The organism is Mycolicibacterium agri, assembly GCF_002553505.1.
Taxonomy (GTDB): Bacteria; Actinomycetota; Actinomycetes; order Mycobacteriales; family Mycobacteriaceae; genus Mycobacterium; species Mycobacterium agri.
Map to the genome: position 1 here is coordinate 68,576 of NZ_PDCP01000025.1, position 21,236 is coordinate 89,811.

Consider the following 21,236-nt stretch of genomic DNA (forward strand, 5'->3'; position numbering starts at 1 on the left):
CCGATCACGGCGGCGTCCCCTCATCCCCCGGTGGTGGCGCCTCGCCCGGCGGTGGCGGTACTTCGGTGCCAGGCGGTGGCGGTGCCTCGGCGGGCAGCAGCATGTCCTGCAGCGTCGGCGGCGGGGGCGCGGGCGGCGGCGCCATCGGCAGTTGCGGCGGTCCGGGCGGAGGCCCGTAGCCGGGTGGCGGCGGCACGTCCCCCGCACCCGTGTACGCCGAAACGGAAGGCGGGTCCGTCGGGAGCGGAGGCGGCTGTCCCTCGTTCTCCGGCCTGAGCCGATCTTCGCTGTAGCGCAGCATGTACTCCGGCGGGGAGGCGGTTAGGAACGGGTTGAACGGGAACGGCAGCGTGTTGAAGTTCATGGCGCGCAGCCCGGGGCCTGCGTACTGGGAACAGAGCTTGGCCGTCTCCGGTGAGGTGACGTTTTCCAGCGCGCCGATCATGGTGCAGATGGCCCACACCGGGCTGGACATGTTGTTCAGCACAAAGATCCCGCTGGCGGCGCCGGTGCGCGGGTCGAACATGTTGACCGCGTTGGCAATCGAGTGCGGAGCGATGTGCAGGACGTTCTCCAAGTCCAGGCGGTGATCGGCCAGGTTCTGGGTGATGTTGGCCAGCCGCTGGATCTGTTCGGCCGTCTTGTCTCTGGTGCCCTCGATGAAGCGTTGCGTCTCCCCGACCACCTCGGACAGATTCTTCAGTGCGGCGTCGAGGTCTGAACGGCTGTCGTTCACCACGCTGGTCAACGTCGCGAAGTTGTTCTGGAACTGCACGATCTGCTCGTTGCTGTCGCGCAGGGCGGCGACGAAGTCGGCCAGATGCGCGATGGTGTCGGCGAGGTTGCCGCTGCCGTCGGCGAGAATCCGCCCCACCCCGGACAATTGGGCCAACGCCTGCCGCAGCTTCTCGCCGTTGCCGTTCATCGCGTTGGCGGCGCTGTCGATGAACCGCCCGACCGATCCGGTCGACATTCCCTTGTCGGGCGACAGCTCCGTCGCCAGCCGCATCAACTGTTCCTTGACCTCATCCCATTCCACCGGAATCGCGGTGCGCTCCTGTGGAATCACCGCCCCGTCGGCCATTTTCGGGCCGGACTCGTAGGCGGGAGCGAGTTGGACGTAGCGCGCCGAGATCAAGTTCTGCGCCACGATCACGGCCTTGGCGTCGGCGGGCACCGAGATCCCGTGCTCGACCCGCATGGTCATTCGGGTCTGGGTGCCAATAGGCTCGATCGAGTCGATGGTGCCCACCTTGACCCCGGCGATACGAACCTCGTCGCCGGGATAGATCGCGACGGTCTTGGTGAAGTACGCGGTGATCGTGGTGGGCCGAAAGAACCGCTGCTGCAAGATAATCGCGACGCCGCCGACCAGCAGCGCCACGAGCACCGCCGCGAGGGCTCGCGCCAGGATCCGGTTCCGACTCATCGCGGAAGTCATCTCGGCGGCTCTCCCCACCGCTCCCACGGCTCGGGGATCCCGTTGTAGGGGAAGGGAAGTTCGGCGCGCGGTCCGGCGTTGTCGGGTGGCTGCCCGGCGTTGGTTCCCCGCCGGAAGCCGAACGCGTAGTCGAAGAACGGCTGGAAGATCTGACCGAAGAAGAGGTTGGGGATGTAGGCCTGGAAGTAGGGCCCGTTGCCGATCGTCTCACCCAGAGTGGTCTGGAACTTAGCCAGCCCCGGCAGCGCTTTGGCGATGTTGTCGCGGTTTTTCTCCAAGACCTCGGTCACCGAGTTGAGCTTGTCCAGCGTCGGTGCCAGCTTCTCCTCGTTCTCATGGATCAGGGCGGCCAGCTGCTTCGACAGCGCCGAGGTGTGGGCCAGCAGTTCGACGATCGCGCGGCGTCGCTCGTTGAGAACGGCCACCAGGTCATTGGCGTTGAGGATCAGCGTGTTCACCTGCGCGCTGCGTTCGGAAAGGATCTTGGTGACGTCGGCGCCGTCCTTGAGCAACGCGCCCAGCGTCTCGTCACGGTCGTTGATGGCCTGCGACAGCCTGCTGATGCCGTCGAACGCCGGGCCCAGTTGCGGCGCAACCTGATCCAATGTCTCCGACAGCGTGTCCAGCGCCTGGTTCAGCGAACCGGTGTCGGTGCCCGCGGTGTTGGTCGTCAGCTCGCTCACCGCTTCGGTCAACGAGTACGGCGATGCGGTGCGCGACGCCGGTATGACGTCCATCGGGTGCATGGTGCCTTCGCCTGCGGACTCCAGCGTCAGCACTCGTTCGCCGAGCAGCGTTCCGGTGCGCACGTGCGCGGTGGTGGCCGAACCCAGTTGCACCGAGCCGTCGACGGCGAACGTCACCAACGCATTGCGGCCCTGCAGTGACACGTCGGAGACGCTGCCGACCTTGATGCCCGCGATCGTGACGTCGTTGCCTGTCGTCAGCCCGCCGGCGTCGGCGAACTGCGCCTGGTAGCGAATCGACGTCGCCATCGACGTCAACGTCTCGGGCGACAGTCCGACCAGCACTATGAGGACCGCGAGCACAATGCCCATGAACCCGGTCCGAATGAGTTTCCTGCCACGGTATTTCAGCATCAGGGCTCGGCACACCTCCCGGTGTCTTGCCGCATCATCGGGAACTCGGCGGTGCGGCCCTGCAGATCGGTCACCCGCCACTTGAGTTCGCAGATGTAGTAGTTGAAGAAGCTGCCGTACGAACCGGTGCGGACCAGCTTGCGGTAGTTTTCCGGCGCCTTCTGCAGCGCGGTGTCCAGCCGGTCCTTCTGGCCGTCCATGTTGGTGACCAACCGGTTCAGCTGTTCGACGGTGCCCGCCAGCGGCGGCCGCGCATCGGTCAGCAGATCAGCCACCGATGCCGTGCCGTTGTTGAGCGACTCGATGGCGGTGCCGATCGGGTCCTTCTCCGCGGCCAACTGGGTCACCAGCTGCTCGAGTTTGTCGACCGTGCCGGAGAACTTCTCGCCCTCCTTGTTCAGGGTTGACAGCAGTTTGCGCAAATTGTCGATCAAAGCCTGGATGGTCTGGTTGCGTTCGGCCAGCGCCTCGGTGAGCCCCGAGGTGTTCGAAAACAGCGACTGCAGGGTTGCGCCCTGCCCCTGGAACACCTGGATCAGTGACGCGGACAGGGCGTTGACATCCTCCGGATTCAGGCCCCGGATAACGGGTTTCAGCCCGCCGAGAAGCAGGTCGAGATCCAGCGCCGACGACGTGCGCTCTGCGGGGATCCGCGATCCTGGCGGCAGCAACTGCCCGCCGGCGCCCTCCACCAATTCCAGATAGCGATCCCCTACCAGGTTCAGATAACGCACAGCGACCCTGGTGGTGGTCGTCATCTGGACGGCAGGGTCGGCGTCGAAGGTGACCAGCGCCGTCTTGTCCTTCTGAAGTTTGACGCTCTTGACCGTGCCGACGCGCATACCCGCCACGCGCACCGACTGTCCCGCCTCCAGCCGGGACACGTCTTTGAAAACCGCTGAATAGTCTTTCCTCGAGCCGGTTTGGTACTGCCCGAAGATGAAGAACAGGCAGGCGGTCAAGACCACCATGACGACACCGAATACGCCGAACTTGACCAGCGTCGGACGAAAGGAGCGCCTCATCCCGGTTGGCCGATCTGTGCGGTGTTGCGCGGCGGGCCGTCGAACTCGCCGAACAAGAGCCTCTTCAGCCCGTCGGCGTTCAGCACGATGCCGGGATTGGTGCGCCGCCACGGATTCGTTCCGGTATCGGCTACGACGTAGGGGGGCACGCCCTCGAACGGCATCTTCGGCAGGCCGGTGCACTGCGGGCCGCCGGTCGCTCCGGCCTTCGGCAGATCCATCGGATAGCGGTAACGCTCCTGTCCCCAGAGGAAGCCCGCCAAGATCACCACACCCGGCTCCTTGAGCGGCGGCTTCTTCGCCGCCTCGAGCGCTCCGGACAGCCCGCACCACAACGCCGGGTTGTACTTGTTCAATAGATCGGTCGTCGGCACCAGCAGGTGCAACACGTCGGTCAACGGCTGGCGGTTCTGCGTCAACACGTCGTTTCCGACGTCGGCCAAACCGATCACGCTCATCAGCGCGGCGTCGAGGTTCTGCTGTTCGTCGACGATGCTGTCGCTGATGCGGGACGCGTTGTCGGCGACGGTGACGAAGTCGGGGGCGGCGTCGCCGTAGGCCCGCACCACGTGCGGTGCGACTTCCAGATCATGGCTCAGCGCAGGAAGGCTCGGCTCGATCCGGGCCAGATATGCATCCAGATCGGAGAAAGCCTGGCCGATCTTCTCGCCACGGCCGTTGAGGGCCGCCGCAATCGCGCCAAGGGTCTCGTTGAGTTTCGGCGGATCGACCCGCGACAGCACCGACGTGAGTTGTTCGAACACCGTGTTGATTTCGACCATCACATGCTGGTCGGCCAGCACCTGGCCGGGGCGCAGGGATTCCGGCGACGGGTCGGGAGGCAAGACCAGCTGGACGTACTTCGCGCCGAACACCGTCGTCGACGCGATGTCGACAAGCACGTTGGCCGGGATCGCGTCCATTCGCTTCGGATCCATCGCGAGATGAATGGCGGCTCGGCCGTCCGGCAGTTGTTCGATGGATGCGACCCTGCCGACCTGGACGCCACGAATCTGCACCTTGGCGTCGGGGTTCATGACCAGCCCGGCCCTCGGCGAGATCACCGTGACCGCCTCGCTGTCGGTGAAGCCACCGCGAAACAGCGACGCGGCGAGGGCAATCACCGCGCCGATCGCGACGACCGTGGCGACGCCCGCCAAGGGGCGCACTGCTCGCGTCGTCACCGCACCACCATCCGTGCCGTCACGCGGCCCGAGGATGGAACAAGCCCACGGTGCACCCACTGCCTGATTGCCGTTGACGCTTGGACGGGCCAAGACTCTACCGACGGAACAATTATTTGGTCAACAGCGGACGGTCCGGTATTGCGAACCAATCCGCGCCGGGCGACGGGCGGAGGCGATCCGTCCGTCGATCGCCCACCTGTGACCAGCGTGAATCCGCGGTGGCGCCTATTATCTAAAAATAGCAATGATTGGTCAATGCCGACGGCTAGGCCCCGCAACCTTCGGTTGCGGGTGATATCGCCCCGCCGTAGCGCCGCCATCTTTCCTCCCCTTGCGGCCGCCAGTGTAGAAGAACCGTAGGAGATTTAAGGTGGCGCGTGTGCGGAATGGAAGATTCGGTACTGTAAGTCTCCTGAGAATCGCGAGTACCGTGCGGCACAACGGTTCTCGCTAATTTTCATCCACGTCAAATGCGCGACGCTCGTCGCCTCTTTGTCGCACCGGTGCGACAAGTGCGACGCGAATGATTCTTCGGTTCTTCGATACGTGCCTCAGCGCCTTGCCGGAGGCCACGCTTCGTCAGTCTTGCCGCGGCTGCCCGAGTGCACGCAATGCCGCGTCGGCGACCGCGGTCGGCGTCAGACCGAGGTAGGCAGCCACCTCCGGACCGGGCCCGCTTTCGCCGAATCGATTCAATCCGACGACCGTGTCTCGGTCCCTGGCGATGGCACGCCACCCTGTCTCGACACCGGCTTCGGTCCACACCACGGGACAATCGGGCAGACGGCCATCGCCAATCAGCCACTCCTGCATGCGTTCTCGCCACATGACCGACAGGACGGCGGCACGCACGCCTTGCGTGGCGAGAAGTTCCTCGGCGGCAAGGGCCAGCGACACCTCCGAACCACTCGCGGCGAGCACCACGTCCGCTTCTGCCAGGTCCCCTCGGACCACCCGGAACCCCCGTTCATCCAGCTCCGCGAGTCCGTCTGCCGCCAGCGCAGGCACCTTCTGACGGGTGAGCACGAGCGCGGTCGGGCCGGACAGGTTGTGCGCGGCGATCTTCCACGCCACCGCGGTCTCCGCCGCATCGGCGGGCCGCAGGACGGTGACCCCCGGCATCACACGCAACGACTCGATGTGCTCGATGGGCTGATGCGTCGGCCCGTCTTCGCCGACATGGATTGAGTCGTGGGTGAACACGTAGATGACGGGCTGCTGCATCAATGCGGACAATCGCAGTGCCGGACGCAGATAGTCGGCGAACGCCAGGAAGGTACTGCCGAACGGCCGCAGGCCGCCGTGCAGCGAGATGCCGTTCATCACTGCGGCCATCGCATGCTCGCGGATGCCGAAATGAATTGTCCGGCCTTGGTATTCGCCGGGTTTTACGTCACCTCCCGGTATCGCGGTGTTGGTGGAGGCGGCCAGGTCGGCCGAGCCACCGACCAGTGCCGCGTAGTCCAGCGCCAGCGCGCGCAGCACGGCGCCGGAGGCCTGCCGCGTGGCCATCGGCTGATTCGGCTCGACCGCCGCGGCCAGGCCGTCGGTGGCCGATGGAGCAGGCACCTTGTTGAGCGGAAGGTCCACCGCGAGCGTCGGGTGATCGGCCGTCCAATTGGCATAGGCGCGAACCCATTCCGCTTTCGCCGCCGCACCATCGGCGGCCAGGTCGGCCGTGACGGCAGCGAGACTCTCAGGCACGTGGAAAGGCGTGGACGGCCAGTCGAATTCGGCCCGCATGGCGGCGAGGACGTCTGCGCCGAGCGGGCTGCCGTGCGCCTTGGGAGTGCCCGCCACGCCGGGAGCCCCGTACCCGATGGTCGTGCGCACTTGGATGAACGTCGGCGCGGACTCGACCGCCCGTGCCTCCGCCAGCGCCCGGCCGATGGCGGCGACGTCGTTGCCGTCCTCGACGGAGAGCGTGTGCCAACCATAGGCGGCGAACCGGCCGAGAGCATCATCGCCGCAACTGATTTCGGCCGGACCGTCAATCGTGATGTTGTTGTCGTCGAAGATGACGGTCAATCGACCGAGGCCAAGCCGCCCGGCCAAGGATGCGGCCTCGTGACTGATGCCCTCCATGAGGTCACCGTCGCCGGCCAGCACCCAGGTGCGGTGGTCGACGACGCAGTGCTCACCGTCGTTGCAGCGCGCGGCAAGCATCCGCTCGGCCAGTGCCATCCCGACTGCATTGGCCAGCCCCTGCCCGAGCGGACCCGTCGTCGTTTCGACGCCCGGCGTCCGACCGAACTCGGGGTGTCCGGGGGTCCGCGACCCGAGTTGGCGGAACTGCTTCAGCTCGTCGCGCGTCAGGTCGTAGCCGAAGAGGTGCAGCAGCGCGTAGAGCAGCGCCGACCCGTGCCCGGCCGACAGCACGAACCGGTCGCGATCCGGCCAGCGTGGGTCGTTTGGGTCGTGACGCAGGTGCCGCGACCAGAGCGCCCATGCCGCAGGCGCGGCTCCGAGAGGCAGCCCGGGGTGTCCGCTGTTCGCCGCTTGTACAGCGTCGGCGGCCAGAAACCGCAGCGTGGTGACCGCGAGGCGATCGATCTCCTCGGTGAGGACGGCCGCGCGAGGCGTGGCGCTCGGTGCGATGCTCATCGCGCCTCGATTCCGGCGACGGCCGCGTCGCGCAGCGCCGTGACCCGGTCTTCCATCGTCCCTGCACCGGTGAAGAGCGCCGATCCCGCGCAGAACACGTCGGCACCGGCACGGGCGGCCGCCCCGATCGTCTGGCCGGCGATGCCGCCGTCCACCTCGATGGCGACATCCAACTCCCGTTCCTGGATCTCGGCCCTGGCAGCCGAGATCTTGCGCTCCATCGCGGCCAGGTACTGCTGGCCGCCGAAGCCGGGGTTCACGGTCATCACCAGGAGAAGGTCGACGAGGTGCAGGACATGGGTCACCGCCTCCAGCGGAGTCGACGGGTTCAGCGCCACGGCGGGCCGCGCCCCCAGATCGCTGATGGCCGACAGCGTGCGGTGCAAATGCCGGGTGGCCTCGGCATGCACGATGATGATTTCGCAGCCTGCCTCAACCCATCTCGGCAACATGGGGTCGGGATCGTCGACCATGAGGTGCGCCTCGAAACCCATCGACACCGCATCGCGATTGGCGCGGATGACGTCGGGCCCGAATGTCAGGTTCGGCACGAACTTCCCGTCCATCACGTCCCACTGGATCCGGTCGACGCCCGCCTTCTCCAACCGCCTTACCTCCTGGCCGAGTTCCGAAAAGTCAGCAGGCAGAACTGAAGCGACGAGTGTCGGCGCGCAGGTATCCATCCAACCTCCTTCGGGTTGGCGCTGATGTTATGGACGTCTGCGCGGCGCCTGTTCCCCCTCTACGGGGGATTGCACGGGTTATATCGGCCGTGCAGGCCCAAAGTCGCATGACTTCGGGCAGGTTGGGCTTCTATCTTGTGCCCATGATGACCGCAATCGCGAGTCCAGTGCGACTGGTTCTGGTCGATGATCACGAGATGGTCATCGAAGGCCTGAAGGCGATGCTGGCCGGATACGGCAGCAGAGTGCGTGTCGTCGGACACGCAGTCGGGGTCGAACGCGCCGTGAGTGTGGTCGACAGCCTCGACCCCGACGTGGTGTTGTGCGATGTGCGGATGCAGGGATCCAGCGGCCTTGACCTGTGTCTGGCTCTGCGCCAACGCAATCCAGACCGAAAGGTGGTCATGTTGTCGGTTTACGACGATGAGCAGTACCTCTTTCAGGCGTTGCGCGTCGGCGCCTCCGGCTACCTGCTCAAGAGCATCAGCAGCGACGACCTCGTCCGCCAGCTGGAGTTGGTGCGCGACGGCGAAAGCGCGCTGGACCCGGGACTGGCCGTGCGTGCCGCCGACACCGCCTCACGGCTGGCGCGCCAGGAGTTCTGGCCGGGCGCACGACAGGGACTGACCCAGCGGGAGAGCGAGATCCTGTCCTACATGGTCACCGGCCTGTCGAACCGGGGCATCGCCAACAAGCTGGTCATCGGTGACGAGACAGTCAAGAGCCACCTGCGGTCGATCTACCGCAAGCTGGGTGTCAGCGATCGAACGAGCGCGGTGGCGACCGCACTGCGAGAAGGTATCTACCAGTGAGCAATACGATGGCGCCGTCGGCCTCCGCGGCCACCGAACGCACCAGCGCGGTTCGCGACCTGGAGGCAGACCGCGAACTGGTCCTGCTCCGCGAGCTCATTCAAGCGGCATCCAACGGACCCGAGATGGAGCCGCTCGCCGCGGCGGCGGCGCGCATGATCACCGATGCCACGAACACCGACGTGTGTTTCGTGCACGTGCTCGACGACGGCGGTCGGTCGCTGACTCTGGCCGGTGCCACGCCGCCGTTCGACCGCGAGGTCGGCCGGATCCGGCTGCCGCTGGGTTCGGGTATCGCCGGCTGGGTAGCCAGCCACCGTCGGCCCGTCGTGATCAGGGAGAACAAGGAATCCGACCCGCGGTATGTGCCGATCGCCGGACTCAACGACGCCGGCTTCACCTCGATGGTGTCGGTGCCGATGGAAACCGGGCCAGGTGGCCTCGTCGGTGAGTTGACCGTCTACACGGTCGAGCGGCGCGACTTCACCGACAACGATGTCGACCTGCTGTTGGTGATCGGCCGACTGATCGCAGGCGCATTACATCAAGCCAGACTGCACCGTCAGCTGGTGGGACGCGAACGCGCACATGAGAACTTCGTCGAACAGGTCATCGAGGCGCAGGAGATCGAGAGACGTCGGCTGGCCGGCGACATTCACGACGGGATCTCCCAGCGGCTGATCACACTCTCCTATCGACTCGACGCCGCTGCCCAAGCCGTCCGCGACGACCCCGCCGAAGCGTCTGTACAGCTCGCTGCCGCACGCGAATTGGTGGATCTGACGTTGGCTGAGGCGCGCGCCGCGATCGGCGGGTTGCGACCACCGGTGCTCGACGACCTCGGCCTTGCCGACGGGTTGGCCAGCCTGGCTCGCTCCGTCCCCCAGTTGCGGCTGGAGGTCGAGTTGACCGAGGTGCGGTTACCCGAGCACATCGAGCTCGCCCTGTACCGGATCGCCCAGGAATGCCTACAGAACGTCGTCAAGCATGCCAACGCCACGACGGCGCGGCTGGAGTTCTCGGTCTCCGACGACACCGCTCGACTCGAGATCAGCGATGACGGAGTGGGTTTCAGCACCCGTGAGACTCTTGAGCATCCTCTCGGCGCCGACGAGTCGGGGGGCTACGGGCTGCTGTCGATGTCGGAACGCGCCGAACTGGTCGGTGGCATGCTAACCATTCGCTCCCGGCCAGGGGCGGGAACCGTTGTGACGGCGACGATTCCGCTTCCGCCGGCTCGCGACTGAACGAGACCGCTTTCCAAGTTGGCAAGGGCGCGGTGCAGCGCGCGCAGGTCCTCGGTTCGGGTGTAGCCCGAAGGTGCTCCATCACGCGCCGCTCGAGGTCTCCCAGCTTCCACCTGGCCATCGCCGCCCTCCCGGGCCGATACGTCGTTACTACCAGCGCGAACATAACGCGCACGCGCCCGGCGCGGCGTCACCCATGAAGTGGATCCAGCGGGGGAAATCTCAACCATTCACTTAATCATCTGTACCTGATTCCCAATAGACATGTTGATGATCCGATGGCAGCATTAGCCTCGTGATCCAGCCCGCAACCGACACGTCGCGGCGTCCTTTCGGAATGACGCCCATCAACGGCGCCGACCCGCATGGCGACCGCAATGGGGATCGGCAGCGCGACGAGAAGCCCGACACGTTGAGCCCCGATGCGCTGGTGGATCTCGCCGCGGCCCGGCGAGAGGCGGGCGTCGACGAGGTCTTGGCGAAGTTGGACGCCGAACTGGTCGGTCTCGCACCGGTGAAGACGCGGATCGCGGAGATCGCCGCACTGCTGCTCGTCGACCGCATGCGGGCCCGATTCGGCCTGCGTGCACCCCAGCCGAACCTGCACATGTGCTTCACCGGCAACCCAGGGACGGGCAAGACGACCGTCGCGTTGCGGATGGCCGAGCTACTGCACAGGTTGGGCTATCTGCGTAAGGGACACCTCGTCAGCGTGACCCGCGACGACCTCGTCGGCGAGTACATCGGCCACACCGCGCCGAAGACCAAAGAGGTGATCAAGCGCGCGATGGGCGGCGTGCTGTTCATCGACGAGGCCTACTACCTGTACAAGGCCGAGAACGAGCGCGACTACGGCTCGGAGGCGATCGAGATTCTGCTTCAGGTGATGGAGAACAACCGCGACGACCTCGTGGTGATATTCGCCGGCTACGCCGACAGGATGAACCAATTCTTCTCGGCCAACCCCGGAATGCAGAGCCGGGTCGCCCATCACATCACCTTCCCCGACTACACCGTCGAGGAACTCGAGCAGATCGCGGTGCTGATGACCGAACAGCTCGGCTACACGCTGTCGGCCGGCGGCCGGGAGGCGTTGCGCGCCTACCTTCGTCGACGGATCGAGCAGCCGTGGTTCGCCAATGCCCGCAGCGTGCGAAATGCCGTGGAGCGAGCCCGCTTACGGCACGCCCGCCGGTTGGTGGCCAATACTGACACACTCGTGGGTCTGCAATCGCTGACCACGATAGAGGCCGAGGATCTGCTGGCCAGCCGGGTCTTCGACGACGACCGTGTCGCGGAGTCACGGTGACCACCAACGCTCGGTTACGGGCGCTCGTGGAGCTTGCCGACACCGGATCCGTGCGCGGCGCCGCGGAACGGCTGGTGGTGACGGAGTCGGCGATCTCGTCGGCGCTGGGCGGTCTGAGCGCCGAAGTTGGTGTGCCGCTCGTGGACCGGCACGGTCGCGGTGTTCGCCTGACACCGGCCGGTAAGCGCTACGTGGCCTATGCGCGACGGATTCTCGGCTTGCACCACGAGGCGGTCCTGGCCGCGCGCGACGAGGTCGACCCGGAGAACGGATCCATCCGCCTCGCCGCGGTGACCACGGCGGGTGAGATCTTGATCCCCGCACTCCTCGCGTCGTTCACCGCGAAGTATCCTAGCGTCGACTGCAAGCTGGAAGTGGCGTCGCGAAACGCGATCTGGCCCATGTTGACCAACCACGAAGCCGACGTCGTCGTCGCGGGACGTCCGCCGACGGATCTCGGCGATGTCCAGGTGCGGGCGAAGAGCCCCAACACGCTGGTCGTCGTCGGCTCACCCGAAGCCGCGCAGCGATTCGACCCCGCACACGTCACCTGGCTGCTGCGCGAAAAGGGTTCGGGGACAAGGGCTACCTTGATCGCGCTGCTCGACGAGCTCGATACGGATCCGCCGACGATGGTGCTGGGATCGCACGGCGCGGTCGTGGCAGCGGCCGCCACCGGACTCGGTGTCACGCTGGTTTCCCGCCAAGCGGTGCACGGCGAATTGAGCGCGGGTGCCCTGGTGGAGATCGGCGTTCCCGGGACGCCGCTGGATCGGCCGTGGCACCTCGTCACCCAGAAGCCGTGCACCGGTGCGGCCGAATTGTTCATCACGCACCTGCTCGCCCATCGCGAGCTGGGGTGGCGTAAGGCGGCCTGAGCCCCCGCGCGATCACCCAGGAGGGGGATGAGAGCGCCCGGTCACAGGACTAGCTCTTCAGGTACCCGTACTGAGGAGGAACCATGGCTGACACACGGGATCCAATCGACCACTTCCGCACGACCCATCAGCACGCAGGCGAGTCGTTCATCGACCTCTACTGCTGGCCGGGCCTGCTCTCGATCGCCTTGGGCGTGATCTCGCTGATCGGAAGTGTCGCCTCGATAGCATACCAACGCCACGAGTGGGTGCCCACCACAGGAATCGTCGGTGTGCTCGCCATAGCAGGCGGCGTCGCGTGGCTGGTACTCGAGCACCATAGAGTGCTGCGCATCGAACGCCGTTGGTTGGCAGAGCATCCCGACCGAGCAGCCGGACACCACGGCCACGCCCGGTTAACCGACCATTCTGCCGCGCAGTAGCGGCGTGACCTTCTGCCGCAGGACAACGGGGTCCACCGGCCGTGACACGACGGCGTCCGCGCGCGACCATCGCGCCAACCAGGCGTCATTAGGGCGCGCCGTGATGACGACAATCGGCATGTACTGCCGCAGTTCGTCTTTCAACTGCTTGCACAGTCCCAATCCGCCTAGCGGCGTCGCCTCGCCATCCAGTATCGCGAGGTCGACGCCGCGGCGGCTCATCTCGCAGACCGCAGCCTCCTGCGTTGCGGTGTCGACGAAATCCACCGGGGCGATCTCGCGATCCGGCCACTCACCTATTGCGTTCCGGACACTCACACGCACGCCGGGATCGCTGCTGTAAACCAGAACCCGCAGGGGGGCATAGGAACTCGTCCGCCTCACGTCGCCGATCACGCAGCGGATGGTAGTGATCTTTCCGGCCGGCGGGAATCCCCTTTCTCGTCCCCCAGGTTGGGGTGCTGACCGACCATCCGGTTCGTCATGGTGGACAAGGCCAACCCTGCATACGAAAGCCCGGCTCATGAACACTTTCGCACCGATCCTCGTGCTCGGCGGCATCGCTTTCGTCTTCGCGGTGTCCTCGGTAGCGATCGCGGTCCTGATTGGCCCACGCAAGTTCAACCGGGCGAAACTGCAGGCATATGAGTGCGGAATCGAGCCGTTGGACGGCAACATCGTCGTGCCGCTGCGGTTCCCGATCCGCTATTACGTGACGGCGATGCTGTTCATCATCTTCGACATCGAGATCGTATTCCTCTACCCGTGGGCCGTGGCGTTCGACGGCCTGGGGATGTTCGCGCTCGTGGAGATGTTGTTGTTCATGGCAACGGTGTTCGTGGCCTACGCCTATGTGTGGCGGCGGGGAGGTCTGAATTGGGACTAGAAGAACGGTTCACGGGGCGGGCGACGTATCCGCCTGACGTGGCGGGTCGCCTGTCACACGACGCGCGGCACATCATCGCGCGTTACCCGCAGCCGCGTTCGGCGCTGTTGCCGCTGCTGCATCTGGTGCAGTCGGAAGACGGGTATTTGACGAAAGCCGGAATCGCGCTGTGCGCAGAGCTCTTGGGTTTGACATCCACCGAGGTCGCCGCGGTGGCGACGTTCTATTCGATGTATCGGCGCGAGCCGACGGGCGATTATCTGGTCGGTGTCTGCACCAACACGCTGTGCGCGATCATGGGCGGCGACGCCATCCTCGAAGCGCTGCAGGACCACCTCGGCATCCACGCCGGCGAAACCACCGACTCCGCTGATGGCAAGGCCAGCGTCACCCTCGAACACGTCGAGTGCAACGCCGCATGCGACTACGCCCCCGTGGTGATGGTCAACTGGGAGTTCTTCGACAACCAAACACCGTCCTCGGCACGGGATCTGGTCGATGCACTGCGGGCAGGCGAACCGGTTGTGCCCACCCGCGGCGCACCATTGTGCACCTTCCGCCACGCCGAACGCGTCCTCGCAGGATGCGCACGACGCACCGCGCAGGACCACACCATCGGCGCGGCGACCGTGGCGGGCCTTCGCGCCGCACACGAAAGGGGCATGGCGGCACACGGTTTGGAGGGCCTGGACTGACATGCCTCCTCCTACTCCCCTGACGCCCGTACTGAGCCGCTATTGGGACCACCCGAGGTCCTGGTCGCTGGACACCTATCGCGCGCACGACGGGTACCGAGCGCTCCAGAAGGCGCTCGCGATGGAGCCCGCCGAGGTGATCGCGACGGTGAAGGCCGCCGGTCTGCGGGGCCGTGGCGGAGCCGGCTTCTCGACGGGCACCAAGTGGTCGTTCCTCCCCGACGCCGACTCCCCCGACGCCAAGCCGCACTACCTGGTAGTGAACGCCGACGAGTCGGAACCCGGTACGTGCAAAGACATCCCGCTGCTGATGGCGACACCGCACTTTCTGGTGGAGGGCGCGATCATCGCCGCGTATGCGATCCAGGCACGCCACGCGTTCATCTACCTGCGTGGTGAGGTGTTGCCGGCGCTGCGTCGCCTGCAGACAGCCGTGGACGAGGCGTACTCCGCGGGATTCCTCGGGCAGGCCATTCGCGGCTCGCGCTACAGCCTCGACATCGTGGTGCACGCGGGTGCGGGCGCCTACATCTGCGGCGAGGAATCCGCGCTGCTGGATTCGTTGGAGGGCAGGCGCGGTCAACCTCGGCTGCGGCCGCCGTTTCCCGCGGAGGCGGGCCTCTATCGATGCCCGACCCTTGTCAACAATGTGGAGTCCCTCGCGTCGGTGCCGCCGATCGTGCTCAACGGCGTCGATTGGTTTCGGTCGATGGGTTCGGAGAAGTCGCCGGGTTTCACGTTGTATTCGCTGTCGGGGCATGTGACCAATCCGGGGCAGTACGAGGCGCCGCTGGGCATCACGCTGCGCGAACTGCTCGACTACGCCGGCGGGGTGCGCGCCGGCCACGAATTGAAGTTCTGGACGCCGGGCGGGTCCTCGACGCCGTTGTTGACACCTCGACGTGCCACTGGATTACGAGGGCATGGCCTCTGTCGGCTCGATGTTGGGCACCAAGGCGCTGCAGATCTTCGACGACACCACCTGCGTGGTGCGCGCGGTGCGGCGCTGGACCGAGTTCTACGCCCACGAATCCTGCGGCAAATGCACCCCCTGTCGCGAAGGCACCTACTGGCTGAGCCAGCTCTACGAAAATCTCGAGTCCGGCACAGCCACAGCCGACGACCTGCAGAGGCTGACCGCGGTGGCCGACAACATCAGCGGGAAGTCGTTCTGTGCGTTGGGTGATGGTGCGGCCAGCCCGATTCTGTCGTCGATCAAGTTCTTCCGCGACGAATACCTCGCCCATCTCGAGGGTGGGTGCCCGTTCGATCCGCACGCCTCGACGCTGATGGCCACCGAAGGGGTGGGAGCATGACGGTCACCGAGCCGACCCAGGACACCCCGCCGGTGGAGATGGTGAATCTGACCATCGACGGCGTGCCGGTCAGTGTGCCCAAGGGCACGTTGGTGATTCGCGCCGCCGAGCTGGTCGGCATCCAGATCCCCCGGTTCTGCGACCATCCGCTGCTCGACCCCGTCGGCGCCTGCCGCCAATGCCTCGTCGAAGTCGAAGGCCAACGCAAACCGATGGCCTCATGCACCATCACCTGCACGCCGGACATGGTCGTGCGCACGCAGTTCACCTCGGAGGCGGCCGACAAGGCGCAGCAGGGCGTGATGGAGCTGTTGCTGATCAATCATCCCCTGGATTGCCCGATCTGCGACAAGGGCGGCGAGTGCCCGCTGCAGAACCAGGCCATGTCCAACGGACGCGCCGACACTCGCTTCCGCGGCGTGAAACGCACGTTCCCCAAGCCGATTCCGATTTCGGCGGAGGTGCTGCTGGATCGCGAGCGGTGTGTGTTGTGCGCACGCTGCACCCGGTTCTCCCAACAGATCGCCGGCGACCCGTTCATCGAACTGCTCGAGCGCGGCGCGCTGCAGCAGGTCGGCATCGCTCCCGGGGAACCGTTCTCGTCCTACTTCTCGGGTAACACGGTTCAGATTTGTCCGGTGGGGGCGTTGACCAACACCGCCTACCGGTTCCGGGCCCGCCCGTTCGACCTGGTGTCCAGCCCCAGTGTGTGTGAGCACTGCGCCTCGGGCTGTGCGCAGCGCACCGATCACCGCCGCGGCACCGTGCTACGCCGGCTGGCCGGCGATGACCCCGAAGTCAACGAGGAATGGAACTGCGACAAAGGCCGCTGGGCCTTCACCTACCCCCGCGTCGGGGACCGCATCACCACCCCGCTGCTGCGCGACGACGACGGCAAACTACGGCCGGCGTCCTGGTCCGAAGCCATCGGAGTGGCCGCCGCCGGGCTCGCCAAGGCTGCCGGGCGGGCCGGGGTGCTCGTCGGCGGCCGCGCCACTGTCGAAGACGCCTACGCCTACGCCAAGTTCGCCCGGATGGTGCTCGACACCAACGACATCGACTTCCGCATCCGCCCGCACAGCGCCGAAGAAGCCGAGTTTTTGGCCGCCCACATCGCCGGGCAGCCGTTGACGGTCACCTACGCCGACCTGGAGAAGGCTCCGGCGGTGTTGTTGGCCGGGTTTGAACCCGAAGAGGAATCACCCATCGTGTTCCTGCGGCTGCGCAAAGCCACCCGCAAACACGGCCTGAAAGTCCTCTCGATCGCCCCGTTCGCCACGAGGGGGCTGACCAAGATGTCCGGTGAGCTGATTCGCACCGCACCCGGGCGGGAAGCCGCGGCGTTGGATGCGTTGGCCGATCATGGCTTGCTGACTCAGCCGGGTGCGGTCATCCTCGTCGGCGAACGGCTGGCCACCACTCCCGGTGCGCTGTCGGCGGCCAGCCGCCTGGCCGCCGCCACCGGCGCCCGCCTCGCCTGGATCCCCCGCCGCGCCGGCGAACGCGGCGCCCTCGAAGCAGGCGCCCTCCCCAACCTGCTGCCCGGCGGCCGACCCTGCGGCTACCCCGGCCGCGACACCTCAGGCATTCTGGCCGCGGCGGCAGCGGGTGAACTGGATGCGCTGCTGATCGGCGGGGTCGACATCGCCGACCTGCCCGACCCCGAATCCGCGCGCCGGGCGCTGACTTCGGCGCCGTTCGTCGTCAGCCTGGAGCTGCGCCGCAGTGACGTCACCGACCGTGCCTCCGTAATATTGCCGGTGGCGACCGTGGCCGAGAAGCCGGGCACCTTCGTCAACTGGGAAGGACGCCGGCGCTCCTTCTCCGCTCCCCTGCAGAGCGCCGGAGCGCTGTCCGATCTGCAGGTGTTGCAGGCGATCGCGGCCGAGATGAAGATCGCCCTCGGCCTACCCGACGCGCAGGCCGCGCGAGACGAACTCGACATGTTGGGCACATACCATGGCGAACGTCCCGCGATGCGTACGGCGCAGGCGCGTCCGGCCCCGAAACCTGGTGCGGGAGAAGCTGTTCTGTCCAGCTGGCGCATGCTCGTCGACGCCGGCCGCCTGCAGGACGGTGAACCACACCTTGCCGCGACGGCACGACAGTCGGTGGTGCGCCTGTGCCCGACGACCGCCAAGGAGATCGGGGCGGCCGAGGACGATGCGGTCACCGTCAGCACGACGTCGGGTGCGATCACGCTGCCGCTGCGGATCACCGACATGCCCGAGCGCGTGGTCTGGCTGCCCATGAACTCGGTCGGGTCGGCCGTGCATCGACAACTCGGTGTGACCGCGGGGGCCGTCGTCGCGATCGGTGTGGCGCGATGAGTGCACCCGGATTCGACCCGTGGTGGCTGATCGCGGCGAAGGCGCTCGCCGTCTTCGGGTTTCTGTTGATCACGGTGCTGGTGGCGATTTTGGCGGAGCGACGCGTGCTGGCGCGAATGCAGATGCGGCTCGGACCGAACCGGGTCGGGCCGAACGGGTTGCTCCAATCGCTGGTCGACGGCATCAAGCTCGCGCTCAAGGAGGACGTGACCCCGGCAGGCGCGAACCGCACCGTCTATCTCCTTGCCCCCGTGATCGCGGTGATCCCCGCGATTCTGGCGTTTGCGGTCATCCCGATGGGGCCGGTGGTTTCGGTGTTCGGCCACCGCACGGCGCTGCAATTGACCGACATGCCCGTCGCGGTGCTCTACGTGCTGGCTGCGACATCGATGGGCGCATACGGAATCGTGTTGGCGGGGTGGGCCTCCGGGTCCAGCTATCCGCTGTTGGGTGGTCTGCGGTCCACCGCTCAGGTGATCTCGTATGAGATCGCGATGGCGTTGTCGTTCACCACCGTCTTCCTGCTCACCGGCACGATGTCGACGTCCGGGATCGTCGCCGCGCAGGACGGGACCTGGTTCGTCTTCGTACTGCTGCCGTCGTTTCTGATTTATGTGACATCCATGGTGGGCGAAACCAACCGTGCCCCATTCGATCTGCCCGAGGCCGAGGGCGAGCTGGTCGGCGGCTTCCACACCGAGTACTCGTCGTTGAAGTTCGCGATGTTCATGCTCGCCGAGTACGTCAACATGACCACGGTGTCGGCGCTGGCCACCACGATGTTCCTCGGCGGCTGGCACGCGCCCTGGCCGATCAACATGTGGGACGGCGCCAACACCGGCTGGTGGCCGCTGCTGTGGTTCACCGGCAAGGTCTGGGCATTCATGTTCGGCTATTTCTGGTTGCGCGCCACGCTGCCACGGCTGCGCTACGACCAGTTCATGGCGCTGGGCTGGAAGCTGCTCATTCCGGTGTCGCTGATGTGGGTGATGACGATCGCCGTCGTCCGGACCGTCAGCCCGGATCCGCAAGCGGCACAGGGGATCGCGGCAATTGCCGGGCTGTGCCTCGTCCTCGGCGTCGCACTGACGGTGAAACGGTCCGCACGCGCTCGCATCTCAGGAGTACGGCCATGACGACTGAGGAAATCCTGTTCTGGACGCTCGGCGTCGCTGCAGTGGCGGCGGCGGTGGGGATGGTGACCGCTGCCAAGGCGGTGTATTCGGCCATGTGCCTCGGGATGATCATGCTCATCCTGGCCGTGTTCTACGTCGCGCAGGGGGCGTTGTTCCTCGGGATCGTGCAGGTGGTGGTCTACACCGGTGCGGTGATGATGCTGTTTCTGTTCGTTCTGATGCTCGTCGGTGTTGAGTCGTCCGAATCCCTCACCGAAACCATTCGCGGGCAGCGGGTTGCGGCCATTCTGGCCGTCACCGGGTTCGCCGTCCTGTTGATCGCCGTCGTTGCGAACAGGCAATCCCGCGTCACCGGCCGCGGCGGCGGGCAGGCCGGTCTCGCTCAAGACAACGTCGAAGGGTTGGCGGCGTTGATCTTCACCCGCTACCTGTGGGCGTTCGAAGTGACGAGCGCGCTGTTGGTCACGGCCGCGCTCGGCGCCATGGTGCTCACCCACCGGGAACGATCCGAACGCCGAATGACTCAACGACAGCTTTCGATCGAACGGTTCCGGCAGGGAGGCCATCCGACGACGTTGCCGAATCCCGGTGTGTATGCGACACATAACGCGGTCGACGCGCCAGCGCTGCTGCCCGACGGGTCCGCCTCGTCTGCGTCGGTACCCGGAATGGTGCAACCCCGGCCGGTGCCGGCGCGAAGCGCGACAACGTCGCGACCAAGGCTGCGGCTCGTTTCGCCGCCGTCGGAGGCCAGCCTCGACTGGATCGACCGCTGGTCGGTGCCCGGCAAGCACAGGAGCCAAGGATGAATCCGGATAACTACCTCTATTTGTCGGCGTTGTTGTTCACGATTGGTGCGTCGGGGGTGTTGTTGCGGCGCAATGCGATTGTGATGTTCATGTGTGTGGAGTTGATGCTTAATGCCTGCAATTTGGCGTTCGTGGCGTTCTCCCGGATGCATGGGCATCTCAACGGGCAGGTGGTGGCGTTTTTCACCATGGTGGTGGCGGCCTGTGAGGTGGTCGTCGGGTTGGCCATCATCATGAGCATCTTCCGCACCCGCCGCTCGGCCTCGGTCGACGACGCCAGCCTGCTGAAGAACTAGAGGGCTGCTACGCGATGACACTTGCGGTTTGGCTTCTGATCGCCCTGCCCCTGGCCGGCGCCGCCGTGCTGCTGCTGGCCGGGCGCCGCTCCGATGGGTGGGGGCATCTGCTGGGTTGTGTGGCCGCGCTGGCCTCCTTCGCCGTCGGGGTGGTGCTGTTTGTTGACATGCTGGCCCGCCCCGGCCAGAACCGGCTGGTCCACGAGCGGTTGTTCTCCTGGGTGCCCGCCGGTGGGTTGCAGGTCGACTTCGGCCTGCAGCTGGATCCGTTGTCGATGTGTTTCGTGCTGCTGATCACCGGGGTCGGCTCGCTGATCCACATCTACTCGATCGGCTACATGGCCGACGACCCCGACCGGCGCCGGTTCTTCGCCTACCTGAACCTGTTTCTGGCCGCCATGCTGCTGCTCGCGCTGGCCGACAATTACCTGGGGTTGTATGTCGGGTGGGAAGGCGTCGGCCTGGCCTCCTACCTGCTGATCGGATTTTGGCAACACAAACCCAGCGCCGCGACCGCGGCCAAGAAAGCGTTTGTGGTCAACCGGGTCGGCGACATGGGCCTGGCGATCGCGATGATGGTGATGTTCGCCTCGGTCGGCGCGATCTCCTTCGAGGCGGTGTTCACCGCCGCGCCCGAACTCGGTGAGGGCACGCTGAACGCGATCGGGTTGCTGCTGCTGCTATGCGCCTGCGGCAAATCCGCCCAAGTGCCGCTACAGTCCTGGCTCGGTGATGCGATGGAGGGCCCCACCCCGGTCTCGGCGCTGATCCACGCCGCCACCATGGTCACCGCCGGGGTGTATCTGATCGTGCGCTCCGGGCCGGTGTTCGACCTGGCCCCCGGCGCCCAACTCGGCGTGGTGATCGTCGGCGCGGTCACCCTGTTGTTCGGGGCGATCATCGGCTGCGCCAAAGACGACATCAAGAAAGCCCTTGCCGCGTCGACGATGTCACAGATCGGCTACATGGTGCTCGCTGCGGGTCTGGGGCCGGCCGGGTATGCGGTGGCGATCATGCACCTGTTGACCCACGGCTTCTTCAAAGCCGGTCTCTTCCTCGG

General features: G+C 66.1%; 18 protein-coding genes and 2 pseudogenes. 13 read left to right on the plus strand and 7 right to left on the minus strand.

Annotation, left to right across the window (positions count from 1 at the left end):
• Nucleotides 1-4 precede the first annotated feature (4 nt).
• The 6 genes from CQY20_RS15600 to rpe form a co-directional block, all read right to left on the minus strand.
• Entirely contained in the window at nucleotides 5-1,429 is a 1,425-nt protein-coding gene (locus CQY20_RS15600; protein WP_097941006.1) for an MCE family protein, read from the minus strand.
• Nucleotides 1,430-1,437: 8 nt separating this feature from the next.
• Nucleotides 1,438-2,541: an MCE family protein gene (locus tag CQY20_RS15605; protein WP_097941007.1), complete on the minus strand. Its 1,104-nt coding sequence runs from the start codon at nucleotides 2,539-2,541 to the stop codon at nucleotides 1,438-1,440.
• On the minus strand, nucleotides 2,541-3,566 hold the full coding sequence (locus tag CQY20_RS15610; RefSeq protein WP_097940985.1) for an MCE family protein: 1,026 nt from the start codon (nucleotides 3,564-3,566) through the stop codon (nucleotides 2,541-2,543). Before CQY20_RS15610 ends, CQY20_RS15605 begins: the two co-directional genes overlap by 1 nt.
• Nucleotides 3,563-4,750, minus strand: a complete 1,188-nt coding sequence (locus CQY20_RS15615; protein WP_234816263.1) for an MCE family protein — start codon at nucleotides 4,748-4,750, stop codon at nucleotides 3,563-3,565. Before CQY20_RS15615 ends, CQY20_RS15610 begins: the two co-directional genes overlap by 4 nt.
• A 582-nt stretch (nucleotides 4,751-5,332) precedes the next feature.
• On the minus strand, nucleotides 5,333-7,357 hold the full coding sequence (tkt, locus tag CQY20_RS15620; protein ID WP_097940987.1) for a transketolase: 2,025 nt from the start codon (nucleotides 7,355-7,357) through the stop codon (nucleotides 5,333-5,335).
• Nucleotides 7,354-8,040, minus strand: a complete 687-nt coding sequence (rpe, locus tag CQY20_RS15625; RefSeq protein ID WP_097940988.1) for a ribulose-phosphate 3-epimerase — start codon at nucleotides 8,038-8,040, stop codon at nucleotides 7,354-7,356. Before rpe ends, tkt begins: the two co-directional genes overlap by 4 nt.
• Before the next feature lie 146 nt (nucleotides 8,041-8,186).
• On the opposite strand from rpe, the gene CQY20_RS15630 reads away from it, so the two are divergent.
• The 5 genes from CQY20_RS15630 (at nucleotide 8,187) to usfY (ending at nucleotide 12,708) form a co-directional block, all read left to right on the plus strand.
• Nucleotides 8,187-8,852: a response regulator gene (locus CQY20_RS15630; protein WP_097941008.1), complete on the plus strand. Its 666-nt coding sequence runs from the start codon at nucleotides 8,187-8,189 to the stop codon at nucleotides 8,850-8,852.
• An 8-nt stretch (nucleotides 8,853-8,860) separates the two neighbouring features.
• On the plus strand, nucleotides 8,861-10,099 hold the full coding sequence (locus tag CQY20_RS15635) for a GAF domain-containing sensor histidine kinase (RefSeq protein ID WP_097940989.1): 1,239 nt from the start codon (nucleotides 8,861-8,863) through the stop codon (nucleotides 10,097-10,099).
• 295 nt (nucleotides 10,100-10,394) lie between these two features.
• A complete protein-coding gene (gene cbbX / locus CQY20_RS15640; protein WP_234816264.1) occupies nucleotides 10,395-11,408 on the plus strand; it encodes a CbbX protein in 1,014 nt (337 codons plus the stop codon).
• Complete coding sequence (locus CQY20_RS15645) at nucleotides 11,405-12,286, plus strand: LysR family transcriptional regulator (RefSeq protein ID WP_097940990.1); 882 nt, start codon at nucleotides 11,405-11,407, stop codon at nucleotides 12,284-12,286. Before cbbX ends, CQY20_RS15645 begins: the two co-directional genes overlap by 4 nt.
• An 83-nt stretch (nucleotides 12,287-12,369) precedes the next feature.
• The gene (gene usfY, locus CQY20_RS15650) at nucleotides 12,370-12,708 is read left to right on the plus strand and encodes a protein UsfY (protein ID WP_097940991.1); all 339 of its coding nucleotides are present in this window, start codon (nucleotides 12,370-12,372) and stop codon (nucleotides 12,706-12,708) included.
• Here usfY and CQY20_RS15655 read toward each other — a convergent pair.
• On the minus strand, nucleotides 12,682-13,104 hold the full coding sequence (locus CQY20_RS15655) for a response regulator (protein ID WP_371871147.1): 423 nt from the start codon (nucleotides 13,102-13,104) through the stop codon (nucleotides 12,682-12,684). The two genes, usfY and CQY20_RS15655, sit on opposite strands and share 27 nt — an antisense overlap.
• A 127-nt stretch (nucleotides 13,105-13,231) precedes the next feature.
• On the opposite strand from CQY20_RS15655, the gene CQY20_RS15660 reads away from it, so the two are divergent.
• From CQY20_RS15660 to CQY20_RS15695, 8 genes and pseudogenes are all read left to right on the plus strand, one after another.
• Nucleotides 13,232-13,594 (plus strand): NADH-quinone oxidoreductase subunit A, encoded by a 363-nt coding sequence (locus CQY20_RS15660; RefSeq protein ID WP_097940992.1) that lies wholly within the window; start codon nucleotides 13,232-13,234, stop codon nucleotides 13,592-13,594.
• Nucleotides 13,585-14,289, plus strand: a complete 705-nt coding sequence (gene nuoE, locus CQY20_RS15665; protein ID WP_234816265.1) for an NADH-quinone oxidoreductase subunit NuoE — start codon at nucleotides 13,585-13,587, stop codon at nucleotides 14,287-14,289. Before CQY20_RS15660 ends, nuoE begins: the two co-directional genes overlap by 10 nt.
• A 1-nt stretch (nucleotide 14,290) precedes the next feature.
• Nucleotides 14,291-15,605, plus strand: a pseudogene (gene nuoF / locus CQY20_RS15670) (NADH-quinone oxidoreductase subunit NuoF).
• Nucleotides 15,602-17,935, plus strand: a complete 2,334-nt coding sequence (locus tag CQY20_RS15675; protein WP_097940994.1) for an NADH-quinone oxidoreductase subunit G — start codon at nucleotides 15,602-15,604, stop codon at nucleotides 17,933-17,935. Before nuoF ends, CQY20_RS15675 begins: the two are co-directional and overlap by 4 nt.
• Nucleotides 17,932-19,068: pseudogene (gene nuoH / locus CQY20_RS15680) on the plus strand (NADH-quinone oxidoreductase subunit NuoH); the annotation flags it as partial. The gene CQY20_RS15675 and the pseudogene nuoH, both read left to right, overlap by 4 nt.
• Nucleotides 19,068-19,880, plus strand: a complete 813-nt coding sequence (locus CQY20_RS15685) for an NADH-quinone oxidoreductase subunit J (protein ID WP_097940996.1) — start codon at nucleotides 19,068-19,070, stop codon at nucleotides 19,878-19,880. The pseudogene nuoH and the gene CQY20_RS15685, both read left to right, overlap by 1 nt.
• On the plus strand, nucleotides 19,877-20,176 hold the full coding sequence (gene nuoK, locus CQY20_RS15690; protein ID WP_097940997.1) for an NADH-quinone oxidoreductase subunit NuoK: 300 nt from the start codon (nucleotides 19,877-19,879) through the stop codon (nucleotides 20,174-20,176). The genes CQY20_RS15685 and nuoK overlap by 4 nt, the downstream gene beginning before the upstream one ends.
• Nucleotides 20,177-20,190: 14 nt before the next feature.
• Nucleotides 20,191-21,236 (plus strand): NADH-quinone oxidoreductase subunit L (locus CQY20_RS15695; RefSeq protein ID WP_133119074.1); only part of this gene is annotated, 1,046 nt, incomplete at its 3' end.